Source organism: Thioalkalivibrio sp. ALMg3, assembly GCF_000381225.1.
GTDB classification, from domain to species: Bacteria; Pseudomonadota; Gammaproteobacteria; order Ectothiorhodospirales; family Ectothiorhodospiraceae; genus Thioalkalivibrio; species Thioalkalivibrio versutus.
Genome location: NZ_KB906222.1, coordinates 1 through 15,000 on the forward strand (window position 1 = coordinate 1; position 15,000 = coordinate 15,000).

The 15,000-nt window shown below is 64.8% G+C and carries 16 protein-coding genes and 2 rRNA genes (1 of these 18 only partly in view); 8 read left to right on the forward strand and 10 right to left on the reverse strand.

The genetic code is table 11. The features are described 5' to 3' along the window. Window positions 1–29 precede the first annotated feature (29 nt). Window positions 30–236, forward strand: a complete 207-nt coding sequence (locus tag F622_RS14195; protein ID WP_026331537.1) for a hypothetical protein — start codon at window positions 30–32, stop codon at window positions 234–236. Window positions 237–569: 333 nt separating this feature from the next. Here F622_RS14195 and F622_RS0105515 read toward each other — a convergent pair whose 3' ends face one another. The 4 genes from F622_RS0105515 to F622_RS0105530 all read right to left on the reverse strand — a co-directional run bounded on the left by F622_RS0105515 (window position 570) and on the right by F622_RS0105530 (window position 3,525). Further along, the gene (locus F622_RS0105515) at window positions 570–1,181 is read right to left on the reverse strand and encodes a DUF3501 family protein (RefSeq protein ID WP_018169074.1); all 612 of its coding nucleotides are present in this window, start codon (window positions 1,179–1,181) and stop codon (window positions 570–572) included. Between the two features lie 47 nt (window positions 1,182–1,228). Further along, a complete protein-coding gene (locus F622_RS0105520) occupies window positions 1,229–1,531 on the reverse strand; it encodes an encapsulin-associated ferritin-like protein (protein ID WP_017940767.1) in 303 nt (100 codons plus the stop codon). Window positions 1,532–1,596: 65 nt separating this feature from the next. Continuing rightward, window positions 1,597–2,949, reverse strand: coding sequence for a heterodisulfide reductase-related iron-sulfur binding cluster (locus F622_RS0105525; RefSeq protein ID WP_018145309.1), 1,353 nt, complete (start codon window positions 2,947–2,949; stop codon window positions 1,597–1,599). Between the two features lie 156 nt (window positions 2,950–3,105). Continuing rightward, window positions 3,106–3,525, reverse strand: a complete 420-nt coding sequence (locus F622_RS0105530) for a rubrerythrin family protein (protein WP_018145308.1) — start codon at window positions 3,523–3,525, stop codon at window positions 3,106–3,108. Between the two features lie 237 nt (window positions 3,526–3,762). Here F622_RS0105530 and F622_RS0105535 point away from each other — a divergent pair, with 237 nt between their 5' ends. From F622_RS0105535 to queD, 4 genes are read left to right on the forward strand one after another with little or no spacing between them, the layout of a single operon-like run. Then, the gene (locus F622_RS0105535) at window positions 3,763–4,068 is read left to right on the forward strand and encodes an exodeoxyribonuclease VII small subunit (RefSeq protein WP_018145307.1); all 306 of its coding nucleotides are present in this window, start codon (window positions 3,763–3,765) and stop codon (window positions 4,066–4,068) included. A 10-nt stretch (window positions 4,069–4,078) separates the two neighbouring features. Next, on the forward strand, window positions 4,079–4,972 hold the full coding sequence (gene ispA, locus F622_RS0105540) for a (2E,6E)-farnesyl diphosphate synthase (protein ID WP_019571470.1): 894 nt from the start codon (window positions 4,079–4,081) through the stop codon (window positions 4,970–4,972). 14 nt (window positions 4,973–4,986) lie between these two features. Beyond that, window positions 4,987–6,888 (forward strand): 1-deoxy-D-xylulose-5-phosphate synthase, encoded by a 1,902-nt coding sequence (gene dxs, locus F622_RS0105545; protein ID WP_019562828.1) that lies wholly within the window; start codon window positions 4,987–4,989, stop codon window positions 6,886–6,888. A gap of 41 nt (window positions 6,889–6,929) precedes the next feature. Then, window positions 6,930–7,313, forward strand: a complete 384-nt coding sequence (gene queD, locus F622_RS0105550) for a 6-carboxytetrahydropterin synthase QueD (protein ID WP_018145304.1) — start codon at window positions 6,930–6,932, stop codon at window positions 7,311–7,313. Window positions 7,314–7,566: 253 nt separating this feature from the next. Here the strand turns inward: queD and F622_RS0105555 are convergent, their stop codons facing one another. From F622_RS0105555 to F622_RS0105565, 3 genes are all read right to left on the reverse strand, one after another. After that, on the reverse strand, window positions 7,567–8,985 hold the full coding sequence (locus F622_RS0105555) for a PhoH family protein (RefSeq protein WP_018937255.1): 1,419 nt from the start codon (window positions 8,983–8,985) through the stop codon (window positions 7,567–7,569). Between the two features lie 33 nt (window positions 8,986–9,018). Beyond that, window positions 9,019–9,495 carry a peroxiredoxin gene (locus F622_RS0105560; RefSeq protein WP_019562827.1) on the reverse strand — a complete coding sequence of 159 codons (477 nt, stop codon included), beginning with the start codon at window positions 9,493–9,495 and terminating at the stop codon, window positions 9,019–9,021. 71 nt (window positions 9,496–9,566) lie between these two features. Further along, window positions 9,567–10,121, reverse strand: coding sequence for a glycine cleavage system protein R (locus F622_RS0105565; RefSeq protein WP_018937257.1), 555 nt, complete (start codon window positions 10,119–10,121; stop codon window positions 9,567–9,569). Window positions 10,122–10,391: 270 nt separating this feature from the next. On the opposite strand from F622_RS0105565, the gene dapA reads away from it, so the two are divergent. From dapA to F622_RS0105580, 3 genes are read left to right on the forward strand one after another with little or no spacing between them, the layout of a single operon-like run. Continuing rightward, a complete protein-coding gene (gene dapA / locus F622_RS0105570; RefSeq protein ID WP_019571471.1) occupies window positions 10,392–11,270 on the forward strand; it encodes a 4-hydroxy-tetrahydrodipicolinate synthase in 879 nt (292 codons plus the stop codon). An 8-nt stretch (window positions 11,271–11,278) separates the two neighbouring features. Then, a complete protein-coding gene (gene bamC, locus F622_RS0105575) occupies window positions 11,279–12,445 on the forward strand; it encodes an outer membrane protein assembly factor BamC (RefSeq protein WP_019571472.1) in 1,167 nt (388 codons plus the stop codon). 21 nt (window positions 12,446–12,466) lie between these two features. Continuing rightward, window positions 12,467–13,237: an MBL fold metallo-hydrolase gene (locus F622_RS0105580; RefSeq protein WP_018937259.1), complete on the forward strand. Its 771-nt coding sequence runs from the start codon at window positions 12,467–12,469 to the stop codon at window positions 13,235–13,237. Window positions 13,238–13,404: 167 nt separating this feature from the next. Here F622_RS0105580 and F622_RS0105585 read toward each other — a convergent pair whose 3' ends face one another. The 3 genes from F622_RS0105585 to F622_RS0105595 all read right to left on the reverse strand — a co-directional run. Further along, complete coding sequence (locus tag F622_RS0105585) at window positions 13,405–13,611, reverse strand: hypothetical protein (RefSeq protein WP_018145297.1); 207 nt, start codon at window positions 13,609–13,611, stop codon at window positions 13,405–13,407. Window positions 13,612–13,753: 142 nt separating this feature from the next. Further along, a 5S ribosomal RNA gene (rrf, locus tag F622_RS0105590) occupies window positions 13,754–13,869 on the reverse strand. A 111-nt stretch (window positions 13,870–13,980) separates the two neighbouring features. Further along, window positions 13,981–15,000: ribosomal RNA gene (locus tag F622_RS0105595) — 23S ribosomal RNA — on the reverse strand; it runs 1,859 nt beyond the window's last position.

Below are 15,000 nucleotides of genomic sequence, written 5' to 3' on the forward strand. Positions count from 1 at the left end.
AACAGCTTTCCCGACGTTGTTGCCAGTGGATGATGGCTAGGTCTTCGGACATCTTCGGCACGCTCGGCCTTTGGCCGTTGCGTGCCGCGCCCGCGCGGCGGGCGCCGGGGGCTTTCGAGCGGCGATGCCTATGGTTAGGCGGAAGCGTCGGGATGCGGTCGGTTTTGACCTTCGCCTCCCGTACGGAGCCCCTTGCGGAAGGGTTCTCGGGCCGGGAGAAGGCGCTGGATGTCTGAGCGGAGCCGCAGGCGCAGCGAGTTCAGCGCCGCCGGCCCGAGGGCCCTGGAGCAAGGTTCCCGGGCGGAATCCGGGTGTCCTTCTTTGGGTCCTTTCTTGGACAAGCAAGAAAGGACCTCGCGGTGCGCTCGCGAGAGAGCGCGTGGCAGGCGGCCAGACGAAAGCACCGTAAACACCAGATGACGAACCCGGCCTAGCCACAACAGGGCAGGCGGCTGGGCGAAGGCATGTAAACACCGGATTTCGGGCCACGGTCAGCCTGTTCGCCGGCAACACGGAGGCACAAAAAAGGCGCCCGGAGGCGCCTTTGCGATGCGCGGGAGCGCGCGGCGTTAGTTGATGGCGTCGAGATCGGCGGCCAGCGACTCGCGGGTGCCTTCGGCGACCGCGTCCAGCCGGTGGTTGTAGTTCTCGTGCTCCACACCCATGGCAATGGCCGCACCCGACTTCGCCGCCGCGACCATCTCCGGTGTCAACTCGAAGCGCAGGAAGTGCACCGACGAGGTCTTGTCGTCCGTCTCGCGCTCGAGGTCCTCGTTCGCGATCGGGTAGACCTTGTCATGCCCTTCGACCTGCACATAAGTCTTGCGCTCGATCCCGATCAGCTTGGACAGCTGCACCTTGCGCTCGTCCACGTCCGGATACTCGACCATCATGGTCGCCTTCCAGTTGGAGCCGTCCGGGATCAAGGGGTTGTAGGAATCCAGCTCTTCCTGGATGCCCTCGGCGTCGAAGATCTTCTCGACCCGCAGCATCTCCTGGATCTGGTACTGCATCGTCTTGCGATCCTCGAAGTGCAGGCTCACGGCCGGGCCCACCTGCACGACGCGATTGCGTTTGTGCTGCATCACCTCGGCGCGGAACTGGGGCCGCATCTCGTGGTATTTCTCCAGCGAATACAGGTCTTCACGACTCAGCTTGTCCACACTTGCCTCCATCTTCATCTCGATACCTCCTTCGCGCCGGACGGGTCCGTCAGGATCAGCACATCTCAGTGATCGTGATGCCCCGTCTTCGTGTAGTCCTTGTCGGACCAGAGGTTGTCTTTCAGTTCGTGATCGAACACCGGGTTATGCCGACGGATCCATTCCAGCACCATCGCGGCGTGCTCGATCTCCTCGTCGCGGTTGTGCGCAAGGATCGCCTTGAGCTCTTCGTCCTTGCAGCCGTCGATGCGCTGCTGGTACCAGTCCACCGCCTCGAGTTCTTCCATCAACGAGACGATCGCGCGATGCATCTCGCGCGACTCGTCGCTCAGTTCCTCGACCGGTTCGTGGTAGCTGTCACTCGCCATGGGCTCTCTCCGTTCGCGGGCGTTCGTTCACGCCCTTGCTGGTCCTGATATGCCGCCCGGCAGCCTTACAGGCCATACGCCTGGCGCAGAAGGGTTAGCGGATGCTCGGGCGCCTTGTCCTCGCCCTTGCCCTGCAGCCCGTTCTCGATCATGTGGCCGGCCATCGGGCAATCGCTCGAGTAGTGGTCGGACTCGGCCTTCTGCACGCGGCTGACCACCGGACGGCAGATCTTGGATGCCGTCTCGTAGAATTCGCTTTTCACCCCGTAGGTGCCGTCGTGTCCGGAGCAGCGCTCGATCACGTCGATCTCGGTCTCCGGCACCAGTTTGAGCAGATCACGGGTCTTCAGACCCATGTTCTGCACCCGCAGGTGGCAGGCGGCGTGGTAGGCGATCTTGCCAAGCTTCTCGGGGAAATCGGTATTCAGCTTGCCGTCCTTGTGCCGCTCCATCAGGTACTCGAACGGGTCGAAGATGCGGTCGCGTACCGCGATCACATCGGCGTCGTCCGGGAACATCAGCGGCAGTTCCTGCTTGAACATCAGCACGCAGGACGGCACCGGGGCCACGATGTCATAGCCCTGGTCGATCATGCGCTTCATTGCCGGGATGTTGGCGTCCTTGGAGGCCTCTACCGACTTCAGGTCGCCCAGCTCCAGCTTGGGCATGCCACAGCACTGTTCCTTCTCGACCAGGGTAACCTCGATACCGTTGTGCTCGAAGACCTTGACCAGGTCCTCGACCAGATGCGGCTCGTTGTAGTTGCCGTAGCAGGTCGCGTAGAGGGCGACCTTGCCCTGGGTGGCACCGGCCGGCTCGGGGTTGCTGACACCCTTCGCGGTCTTGGCAACACGCGAGCGGCCCTTGCTGGAGTGGTACTCGGGGACCGGGGCGTCCGGGTGCACGCCCATGGTCTTGTCCAGCATCTTGCGCACCGCGCCATTCTTGTTCGCGGCATTGACCGCGCCGGCCACCACCGGGATGCCCGCCAGCTTGCCGACCATGTCCGTGCTGGACATCAGCTTGTGCGAGGTCTTGGCGCCCTCGTTCTGGAAACGGAAGGCCTTGGCCCGAAGCATCAGGTGCGGGAAGTCCACATTCCATTCGTGCGGCGGCACATAGGGGCACTTTGTCAGGTAGCACAGATCACACAGGTAGCAGTGATCGACGACCTGCCAGTAATCCTTCTTGTCGACCCCGTCGACCTCCAGGGTCTCGGATTCGTCGACCAGGTCGAACAGGGTGGGGAAGGAATTGCACAGGCTTACGCAACGACGGCAGCCGTGACAGATATCAAAGACCCGTTCCAGTTCGCTGAACAGCGATTCCTCGTTGTAGAACTCCGGGTTCTTCCAGTCCAGCGGATGACGGGTCGGGGCTTCGAGACTTCCTTCACGTTGGTGCGTCGGCGCAGACATGCATCCCTCCGGTGTCCGTATCAGTACGATGCTTCGAGGGAAACACGGAACAGCATGCGAGGTGAACTGCATTCAGCCACGCCACAGGCTGTTCCGTATCTCCCGGAAAACGGGGCCGGCGGACCGGCCCCGTGTACTTCCAGCACTGCGAGACGATCAGTCGTCCAGCTGGTCCAGCGCCTTCTGGAAGCGGTTGGCGTGGGAACGCTCCGCCTTGGCGAGGGTTTCGAACCAGTCGGCGACTTCGTCGAAGCCTTCGTCGCGGGCGGTCTTGGCCATGCCCGGGTACATGTCGGTGTACTCGTGGGTCTCACCGGCGACGGCGGTCTTCAGGTTGGCGGAGGTGGGGCCGAACTCCAGGCCGGTGGCCGGATCGCCGCAGCTCTCGAGGTACTCGAGGTGACCGTGGGCGTGGCCGGTTTCACCTTCCGCGGTGGAACGGAACACGGTGGCGACGTCGTTGTAGCCTTCCACGTCGGCCTTGGAAGCGAAGTACAGGTAACGGCGGTTGGCCATCGATTCGCCGGCAAAGGCCTCTTTCAGGGCTTCTTCGGTCTTGCTGCCTTTCAGGTCCATGGTGCTCTCCTTCTCTCTGGATAAGTTCTACACAACCACAGGAATGCCTGTGCAGACGGGCGTTTAGACTCGGTCTAAACCGTACGAAAACTCTAGTCGGCACCCGGTTCAGTGTCAACCGGAATCCCCCCGGATTATGGGGGCGGTGGCGCCATAAACAAGGGCTGCCGTGTGCCACGCCTTTCCTCGCCGCAGCGGATCGGATACTTTCTCACCTTTTCGACCCGGTAATCCATCATGACCGACTCGCCCAGCGCCGACAGCCCGGCGGAATTCGAAGCCAGCCTGGAGGCCCTGGAGGCCCTGGTCGCCCGGATGGAGTCCGGCGAGCTCGGCCTGGAGCAGTCGCTGGGCGAATTCCAGCGTGGCATGGAACTGGTCAACCGCTGCCAGCTGGCGCTCGACGATGCCCAGCGCCGGATCGAGGCACTGGCCCAGGAAGCACCTTCCAGCACCACTGCCCAGAATGACCACCACGCAAGCACCCATGTTCCCCGGACACCGGAGCCGCACGACACGACGGACCCCGATGTCCCGTTCTAGCGAGCCGCCATTGACCGCCACCGACCCCGAGCAGGCCCTGAACGAATACCAGCATCGCATCGAGGCCGTCCTCGACCGCCACCTGGGCACGGGCGGCGCCCCCGACGCCCGCCTGATCGAGGCGATGCGCTACGCCACGCTGTCCGGCGGCAAGCGCCTGCGCCCGGTCCTGGTCTACGCGGCCGGGCGCACGACCGGCGCCCCGGAACCGGCGCTGGATGCGATGGCCGCAGCGGTGGAGATGATCCACGTCTATTCGCTGATCCACGATGACCTTCCGGCGATGGACGATGACGACCTGCGTCGCGGCCGCCCGACCTGCCACAAGGCCTTCGACGAGGCGACCGCCATCCTCGCCGGGGATGCCTTGCAGGCCCTGGCCTTCGACATCCTGACCGATGGCGTCGCGGAATTGCCCGCGCCGACCGGGCTGAACGCGGTGCGCGAGCTCGCGCGCGCCGCCGGCCTGCACGGCATGGCCGGTGGCCAGGCGATCGACCTCGGGGCCTGCGGCCAGCCCATCGACCTGCCGGAGCTGGAGCGCATGCACCGGCTGAAGACCGGCGCCCTGATCCGCGCCTCGGTGCGGCTGGGGGCGCTGGCCGGCACGCCCGACCCCGACGCCCTGGAACGCCTGACACGCTACGCCGAATGCATCGGCCTGGCCTTCCAGATCCGTGACGACGTCCTCGACGTGGAAGGCGACCCCGAGATCCTGGGCAAGGCCTGTGGCGCCGATGCCCGCCTGCACAAGCCCACCTTCCCCTCGCTGCAGGGCCTGGAGGCCTCGCGCGAGCGGGCGGTGGCGCTGGTCGACGAGGCACTGACCGAGCTGCAACCCTTCGGTCAGGAGGCGGACTTGCTTCGCTTCCTGGCGCGGTACATCGTCGATCGCATGAATTGAACCGGCCCGCCTAGATGACCCCCACACCCCTGCTGGATGCAATCGAATGGCCCGCCGACCTGCGGGAACGCCCGGCCTCGGACCTCACCGGGGTGGCCGACGAACTGCGTCAATTCCTGATCGAGAGCGTCTCGCGCACCGGCGGCCATCTCGCTGCCAACCTCGGCACGGTGGAACTCGCGATCGCGCTGCACTACGCGTTCAACACCCCCGACGACCGCATCGTCTGGGACGTCGGCCATCAGGCCTACGCCCACAAGATCCTGACCGGACGCCGGGCCGACATGGCCCATCTGCGCCAGTACGGGGGCCTGGCCGGCTTCCCCAAACGCGCGGAGAGCGAATACGACGCCTTCGGGGCGGGGCACTCCAGCACCTCCATCAGCGCTGCCGCCGGCATGGCCCTGGCGGCGAAGCACGCCGGGCTGGACCGGCGCCACGTGGCCGTAATCGGCGACGGCGCGATGACCGCGGGCATGGCCTTCGAGGCGCTGAACCACATCGGCGATCTCGACTGCAACCTGCTGGTGATCCTGAACGACAACGATATGTCGATCTCGCCCAACGTCGGCGCACTCAATCAGTACTTCACCCGACTGCTGTCCGGCCCGCTATACAGCTCGATGCGCGAGGGCTCCAAGCGCATGCTGGAGTTCGTCCCGCCGATGAAGGCCTTCGCCCAGCGCGCCGAGGAACACATGAAGGGCATGTTCGTGCCCGGCACGCTGTTCGAGGAACTGGGCTTTCGCTACTTCGGCCCGGTGGACGGCCACGACGTGAACGGGCTGGTCTCGATCCTGAAGAACCTGCGCGGCACCCACGGGCCGCAGCTGCTGCACGTGGTTACCCGCAAGGGCCAGGGCTATGCACCGGCGGAGGAAGACCCCTGCCGCTACCATGGCGTGTCCAAGTTCGAGCCGGAAAACGGCCTCGCCCCGTCCGCCCCGAAGCCCCCAACCTACACCGACATCTTCAGCCAGTGGCTGTGCGACCAGGCCACGGCCGACAATCGCCTGCTGGGTATCACGCCGGCCATGCGCGAGGGTTCCGGACTGGTCGCGTTCTCCGAACAATTTCCACAGCGCTATTTCGACGTCGGGATCGCCGAGCAGCATGCCGTCACCCTGGCCGCGGGCATGGCCTGCGAGGGCCAGAAGCCCGTGGTTGCGATCTACTCGACCTTCCTGCAGCGCGCCATGGATCAGGTGATCCACGACGTCGCACTCCAGAATCTGCCGGTGCTGTTCGCCGTGGATCGTGCCGGAATCGTCGGCGCCGATGGCCCGACCCATGCCGGCACCTTCGACACGGCCCTGCTGCGCACGGTCCCCAACCTGCTGCTGATGGCACCCGCCAACGAGCGCGAGTGTCGCCAGATGCTGTCCACCGGCTTCGCCCACGACGGCCCGGCGGCGGTGCGCTATCCGCGCGGTAGCGGGCCCGGCGAACTGCCGGAGGGCGGCAGCGAGGATCTGGAAACATTGCCGGTCGGGCGCGCCGAGGTCGTGCGCGAGGGCCGGGGTCTGGCCATCCTCAGCTTCGGCGCGCTGCTGGAGACCGCCCTGGCGGCCGGCGAGGCGCTGGATGCCACCGTGGTCAACATGCGCTTCATCAAGCCCCTGGATACGGATCTGCTGGCGCAACTGGCCGCCAGCCACCAGGGCTTCGTGACGCTCGAGGATCATGCGCGCGCCGGTGGTGCCGGCAGCGCAGTACTGGAGTGGCTCTCGGCCGAAGGGCTGACCCGGCCCTGCCAGGTACTGGGCATCCCGGATGCCTTCACCGAGCATGGCTCGCGCGAGCAGATCCTCGCCGATTGCGGCCTCGACACGGCCGGCGTACTGGCCGCGATTCGCCACGCCTTCGGGCTGGAGAATTGCGCGGACGACGGCAGCCGGATAGGCTTCGCGGGCTAATCAAAACCCGGCCGCCATGGCCGCTCGCCCGGAAAACGATCATGAGTGCCCGTTACACCCTTCGCGTCCTGACCGACTTTGCCTCCGCGCATACCCTGCGCGACTACCCGGGGCAGTGCGCGAACATGCACGGGCACAACTGGAAGGTGGAGGCCGAGGTCCAGGCCGAGACCCTGGACGATTCCGGCATGGCGGTGGACTTCAAGGTGGTCAAGACCGCCGCGCGCGAGATCGCGGGGCAGCTGGATCACCGCTACCTGAACGACGTCCCGCCGTTCGACACGGTCAACCCCACGGCCGAGAACATTGCCCAGTGGTTCTACCGGGAAATGGCCGGACGCCTGAACCGCCCGGGCCTGCGCATGCACGCGCTGACCCTGTGGGAGACCGACCGCGCCTGCGTGCGCTACAGCGAAGACGGCTGACGCCCCACTCGCTCCAGCAACCCCCGCGCCCCGCCACACGCACCGTCATTGCGAGGAGCCGAAGGCGACGCGGCAACCTCCATCCGGAACCACCAGATCCCGGCTCGTTGCCAGCTTCAGGAGGTCGCCACGTCGCTTCGCTCCTCGCGATGACGCTGCGCGCGATAACCAAAGTCCGGCCGCTGTGGGACCTCGCAATGACGGTGCCAGGCGCCCGCTCCGCTATTAGACCTGCGCGTGCCTTACCCGCCGACTACAAGTGATTCGAGGCGTAGTCCGCCAGCCGTGAGCGCTCCCCGCGTGTCAGCGTGATGTGGCCGCTGTGGGTCCAGTTGCGGAACCGGTCCACCACATAGGTCAGTCCGCTGGAAGTCTCGGTCAGGTACGGGGTGTCGATCTGCGCGATATTCCCCAGCGCGACCACCTTGGTCCCCGGTCCGGCACGAGTGATCAGGGTCTTCATCTGCTTGGAGGTCAGGTTCTGCGCCTCGTCAAGGATGATGTAGCGGTTGAGGAAGGTACGCCCGCGCATGAAGTTCAGCGAGCGGATCTTGATGCGGCTGGTCAGCACGTCGTTGGTGGCCATGCGCCCCCAGTCCCCGGCGCCCTCGGACTTGGCCAGCACCTCGAGGTTGTCCATCAGCGCTCCCATCCACGGGGTCATCTTTTCCTCTTCGGTCCCGGGCAGGAAGCCGATATCCTCGCCCACCGGGACCGTGACCCGGGTCATGATGATCTCCTTGTAGGTGTTGTCCTCCAGCGTCTGCGCGAGCCCGGCGGCCAGGGTCAGCAGGGTCTTGCCGGTGCCGGCGGCCCCCAGCAGGGAGACGAAGTCCACCTCCGGGTCCATCAGCAGGTTCAGGGCGTAGTTCTGCTCGCGATTGCGGGCGTTGATGCCCCAGACGCTGTGGCGCGGGGTCATGTAGTCGTCGACCAGCTCGATTACCGCGGATTCGTTCGGCTGGTCGATCTCCAGCACGATCGCGGACAGCGGGTTCTCGCCCTCGCGGTAGACGAACTGGTTGGGCTGCCACTCGGCCACCAGCGGGCCGGTCACGCGATAGTAGGTGCGGCCGGACTCCTGCCAGGAGTCCATCTTGGCACCGTGGGTCTCCCAGAAGTCCGCTGGCAGTTCGGTCATGCCGGAGAACAGCAGGCTGACGTCGTCCAGCACCTGATCGTTGTAGTAGTCCTCCGCGTGCAGGCCGATCACCGTGGCCTTGATGCGCAGGTTGATGTCCTTGGATACCAGCGTCACCGGGGTGTCGGGATACTCGGTCTTCAGCGCCTGGGCAGTGGCGAGGATGTCATTGTCGGCCGAGGTGCCCGGCAGCGAGGCCGGCAGGCTGGAGGACAGGTTGCGGGTCTGAAAGAACAGGCGCCCGGTGGGCGCGAACGTAGACTCGCTGAGCGAATCCGCCTGCAGCGGCAACCCGGCGGCGATCTGCTCGTGCTGGGCGCCGGTGGTGAGCTCGTCAATGAAGCGCGAGACCTGGCGTACGTTGCGCGCGACTTCGGAAACCCCCTTCTTGCCACGGTCGAGCTCCTCGAGCACGACCATGGGCAGGAAGATGTCGTGTTCCTTGAAGCGGAACAGCGCCGTGGGGTCGTGCATCAGGACATTGGTGTCCAGGACGAGCAGGCGTTTCGGATCCTGGGCGGTCGCGTTCATGACACCTCCGGGGCGAAGTGGGGGAAGAGGGGCTCAGCTCCCTGCGAGTTCGCGCACCGCGGCGAGAACCTCGTCCACATGGCCCGGCACCTTCACCTTGCGCCACTCCTTGCGCAACACGCCATCGGCATCGATCACGAACGTGGAGCGCTCGATACCACGCACCTGCTTGCCGTACATGTTCTTCATCTTGATGACATCGAAGGCGTCGCACAGGGTCTCGTCGCCATCGCTCAACAGATCGAAGGGCAACTCCTGCTTGGCGCGGAAGTTCTCGTGGCTCTTCACGCTGTCGCGCGAGACACCGAGGATCACTGCACCGACGGCGTCAAAGGCGGCCTGGTTGGCAGCAAAGTCGCGGCTCTCGTTGGTGCAGCCGGGCGTACTGTCCTTGGGGTAAAAATACAGGACCACGATGCGGCCCTTGAAGTCGGCCGGCCCCAGGGTCTGGTCGCCGGTCGCCGGCACACGCAGGTCCTCGGGTACCCGCTGGTCGATTGCGATGCTCATCAGGCGTTGCTCCTTGAGTAGAGGGTCTCAAAGCGTAAGACCACCGCGGACGCCACGCGAGCCCGGCCGGTTCAGGCCTTGATCGGGTCCAGCACGCCGTCCACGTTCAGTTCGTCACAGAAATCCATGAACTCGCCGCGCAGGCTGGCCAGGTGCTGCCCTGCGGGGATATCCACGACCATGTTGGCCGCAAACATGCGGGCCCCGGTCTGCTGGGCGATGTATACCCGGGTCTGGACGTCGCGCAGGTTTACCCCACGGCTGGTAAAGAAATCGGCCAGGGCATTCAGCAGGCCCGGGGTGTCCAGGGCTACCGCGTCCACGGCATAGGGCATCGCCGCCTCGGGGCGCTCCTCCAGCGGGCCGCGACGGGCCACCACGACCAGCCCCATCTCCGCCTCCAGGCGCTGCAGACGGGACTCCAGGGTACCCAGGGTCTTCCAGTTGCCACTGGCGCTAAGCGCCATGCAGCAGTAGCCACCCACGACCGTGATGCGACTGGATTCGAGATTGCAGCCGGTATCAGCGATCACGCGGGTCACGCTGGACACCAGACCGGGCTGATCGGGCCCGATCAGGTTGAGGATCAGGTGGGTGTGGGTGCCCGCGCCAACCACCTCAGCCATGCGACACCCGCCGGCTGCGCGCGAGGCAAGGGGCGGGCAAGCACCCGGGGGTTCTCTGCGTGAAAGCGGCGACAGGCATGATGGCTCGCAACATACCACCTTGCCCCGGCGGCGCCAACGCAGCCGGGCGACTTGATCCGCGTGTCTCCCCGCCAGGGGAGGCGACCGGGTGCACGAAAGACGAGGTGCGGCGAACACCCGGCCGAAGGAATCTTGAATGCCCTGTCACCCGCCCGTTAGACTGCACCATTACCGTTGTTGGAGGAGTCGATGTTTCAAGGCAGCATGGTCGCACTGGCGACCCCGATGCACGCGGACGGCAGCCTGGACTGGCCGGCCCAGGATCGGCTCCTGGAATTCCACATCGAGGCCGGCACCGATGCCATTGTTGCCGTCGGCACCACCGGCGAATCCGCGACCCTCGATTTCGACGAGCACTGCGAGGCCATCGCCCACACGGTGAAGACCGTCGCGGGGCGCCTGCCGGTGATCGCGGGTACCGGGGCGAACTCCACGCGCGAGGCCATCGCCCTGACCCGCTGCGCCAAGGAAGGCGGCGCGGATGCCTGCCTGCTGGTCTCCCCCTACTACAACAAGCCGACCCAGGAAGGCCTTTACCTGCACCACAAGGCCATTGCGGAAGCGGTGGACATCCCGCAGATCCTGTACAACGTGCCTGGCCGCACCGCAGTGGATCTGTTGCCGGAGACGGTGGAGCGTCTGGCCGACATCCCGAACATCATCGGGATCAAGGAAGCCTCGGCCAGTAACGAACGCACCGCCGAGCTGGTCGCCCGTGTCGGCAACCGCTTGGACCTCTACAGTGGGGATGACGGCAACGGGCTGGCCTTTCTGCTCGCGGGCGGCCACGGGGTTATCTCTGTCACCGCCAACGTCGCACCGCAACTGATGGCCGCCATGTGCCGCGCCGTGCGCGAAGGCCGCCCCGACGAGGCGCGCGAGATCAATCGCCAGTTGGACGGGCTGCATTCAGCCCTGTTCCTCGAAGCCAACCCGATTCCGGTCAAATGGGCGCTGCAACGCATGGGCCTCATGGAGGAAGGCATCCGCCTGCCTCTGACTCCGTTGTCCGAACCCTTCCATGCGCCGGTCCTGGACGCGATGCGCCAGGCCGGCATAGAGGTCTGATCCCCGACATGAAACAGTCTGCCAAGCTCCACCGTCACGCGACCCGCACCGCCCTGGCCCTGGCTACGGGCCTGGCCATCGCCGGGTGCTCGACCTCCGGCGACCGCCAGTCCGGCCCCGAGTACGAAATGAGTCGGCAGATGGACAACCTCGAGGTCCCACCGGACCTGATCGCGCCCGACAGCGAACGCGCCTACCGTATTCCGGACGCCCCGGGCGAACGGATCAGCGCCCGCGAGATGCAGCAAGACTCCGCGGCCCGCCAGCAGCAGCGCCAGCCCACCGGGGCAACCGCGCCGGTCCGCAGCGATGCCCGGGTCCTTCCGGAATCGACCGAGATCCAGCTGATGCGCGAAGGCAGCGTCCGCTGGCTGAGTGTCGAGGTGGCCCCGGAGGATCTCTGGGATCGCCTGACCGCATTCTGGGACAGTCAGAACCTGCGCCTGGAGCGCAACGAACCCCAGGTCGGCGTCATGGAGACCGAATGGGCCGAAGACCGCGCCGGGATTCCGCTGCGGGGCACACAGAACATCTTCGCCCGTGCGCTGGGTAACGTGTACGACGCCAACACGCGCGACCAATACCGCCTGCGCGTCGAACGCGACAATGGCCGCTCAGCCATCTACATCTCGCACCGAAGGGCCACCGAAGAACCCGAGGGCGAGACCTGGCGCTGGGCAATGCGCCCGTCCGATCCCGAACTCGAGGCCGAAATGCTTAATCGCCTGCGTGTCTACCTCGCCACGGGCGAGACCCCCGAGGGCGGCACCCGGGTAGCCGAGACCATTGGCGACCGTCCGACCGAGCTGCACCAGGCGGAACACGAAGGCCACCCGGTACTGGTGACGGGCAGCGACTTCAACCGCATGTGGTCGCAGATGGGCACCTACCTGGACCGCGCCGGCCTCCTGGTGGACGAGCAAGACCGCAATACGGGGACCTTCGAGGTGACCTATCGCCCCGACATGGTCGGCGAGAGCGAACGCGGCGGCTTCTTCAGTCGGATCTTCGGGCGCGGCGGTGATCGTCGCGAGAACGAGCGTTATCAGATTCGCCTGACCGACATCGGCGACGGCGATCTGCGAATCGAGGCGCGCGACATCGATGGCGAGCCCCTTGGCCGCCGTGACGCCGAGTTCGTACTGGAGCAGATCGAGCAGCAGATCCTTCGCTAGAACGCGGCGAGCCCAGCCACCATGATCCGCTTCTGCTCCCTGGGCAGCGGGAGTTCCGGCAACGCCCTGGTGGTCGAGATCGGTGCCACCCGCCTGCTGGTGGATTGCGGATTCTCGATGCAGGAGCTGGAACGCCGCCTGTCCCGGGTCGACCTGACCCCACAGGACCTGACGGCCGTCCTGGTGACCCATGAGCACGCCGACCACATCGGCGCCACCGCGCCGCTATCCCGGCGTTACGGCCTCACCGTATTTACCAGCCCCGGCACCCGATTGGCCGCCCGCGACACCGGTTTTGCTCACATCCAGGAGATCCAGGCGGATGCACCGCTGGAGATCGACGACGCCTGGGTGCAACCGTACACGGTGCCGCACGACTCCCGCGAACCCATCCAATTCGCGTTTTCCGACGGCGATCACCGGCTGGTCCTGATGACGGATGCCGGCCACATCTCCCCGCACATGGTCGACGTGGCCAATGCAGCCGAAGCCCTCCTACTGGAGTGCAACCACGACCCTGCCATGCTCGCCGCCGGGCGGTACCCGGCGTCGCTCAAGCGACGTATTGCGGGCGGGTACGGCCACCTACCGAATCACGCGGCCACCGACCTTCTCCATCGCATCGATCGATCCAGGCTACGCCATGTGATCGGTATGCACTTGTCGAGTGACAACAACCACGAGACGCTTGCACGCCAGGCGCTCGCCGAGGGCCTTGGCTCCTCACCATCCGATCCCGAGATCGCAACCCAGGACTACGGCTTCACGTGGCGAACCACGGCTCAAGCCTGACTCCAACTACCGGTCCAACGCCGTGCCCCCGGTCACGTCAGCCCGGCCGCGGCCGCATGTCGAAGGGCTGCGCCAATCACCCCACATGGCGCAGCCCCCTCCGGCCACCTGACGCTGCGGTCGGAAACCAAGGCCGGCTCTCCAACGTGGTCCCAAGCCCAGTGTGATCAGCGGCGCGACTCCCGAAGGAAATACAGGCCCCCGATCACGAAGGCCACGCCAATGACTGTTGCCACCGGCCCGCCAAACCCGGAACCCTCCCGCGGCGCAATGGGCGTGAAAGCCAACTGTCCGCCGAAAATCGCATAGAGTCCAATTCCGAGCAGGACCAGCCCTACCAGGACCAACCCTCCGTCCGTCCGCTTCTGTCTCATCCCAGCCTCCGTCTCGGCACCTGCGTCCCTTTCAAACCGGCCAAGGGCCGCAGCAGCAGACTTCACCGTCCGCACACGGTGCCTGACTAACACGCATAAAAAAAGCCCGGCCCCCAAAAAGGGGACCGGGCTTCGGATTAATGCCTGGCGGTGACCTACTCTCACATGGGGAGACCCCACACTACCATCGGCGCAGAGCAGTTTCACTTCCGAGTTCGGGATGGGATCGGGTGGTTCCTACTCGCTATTGCCGCCAGACAAACTGGCTAGACCACGCGGACTGTTCCACGTCATCTAAATTCGGAATGCATTCTAGACTTGTGTACGTAGCGATGTGTCAAACGAGACCACCAACACTTTGGGTGTTATATGGTCAAGCCTCACGGGCAATTAGTACTGGTTAGCTACACGCGTTACCGCGCTTCAACACCCAGCCTATCAACGTTGTAGTCTTCAACGGCCCTACAGGGACCTCGAGGGTCCAGGGAGATATCATCTTCAGGTGGGTTTCCCGCTTAGATGCTTTCAGCGGTTATCCCTTCCGCACTTAGCTACCCGGCAATGCCACTGGCGTGACAACCGGAACACCAGAGGTGCGTCCATCCCGGTCCTCTCGTACTAAGGACAGATCCTGTCAAATCTCCGACGCCCACGGCAGATAGGGACCGAACTGTCTCACGACGTTCTAAACCCAGCTCGCGTACCACTTTAAATGGCGAACAGCCATACCCTTGGGACCTGCTTCAGCCCCAGGATGTGATGAGCCGACATCGAGGTGCCAAACACTGCCGTCGATATGGACTCTTGGGCAGTATCAGCCTGTTATCCCCGGAGTACCTTTTATCCGTTGAGCGATGGCCCTTCCATACAGAACCACCGGATCACTAAGACCTGCTTTCGCACCTGCTCGACGTGTCTGTCTCGCAGTTAAGCACCCTTATGCCTTTGCACTCGTCGCGCGATTTCCGACCGCGCTGAGGGTACCTTCGCACTCCTCCGTTACTCTTTGGGAGGAGACCGCCCCAGTCAAACTACCCACCACACACGGTCCCCGACCTGGATAACAGGCCTGGGTTAGAACTCCAAAATTGCCAGGGTGGTATTTCAAGGATGGCTCCGCCGAGACTGGCGTCCCGGTTTCAAAGCCTCCCACCTATCCTACACAAACAAGTTCAAAGTTCAGTGTGAAGCTGTAGTAAAGGTTCACGGGGTCTTTCCGTCTAGCCGCGGGTACACAGCATCTTCACTGCGATTTCAATTTCACTGAGTCTCGGGTGGAGACAGCGCCGCCATCGTTACGCCATTCGTGCAGGTCGGAACTTACCCGACAAGGAATTTCGCTACCTTAGGACCGTTATAGTTACGGCCGCCGTTTACCGGGGCTTCGAT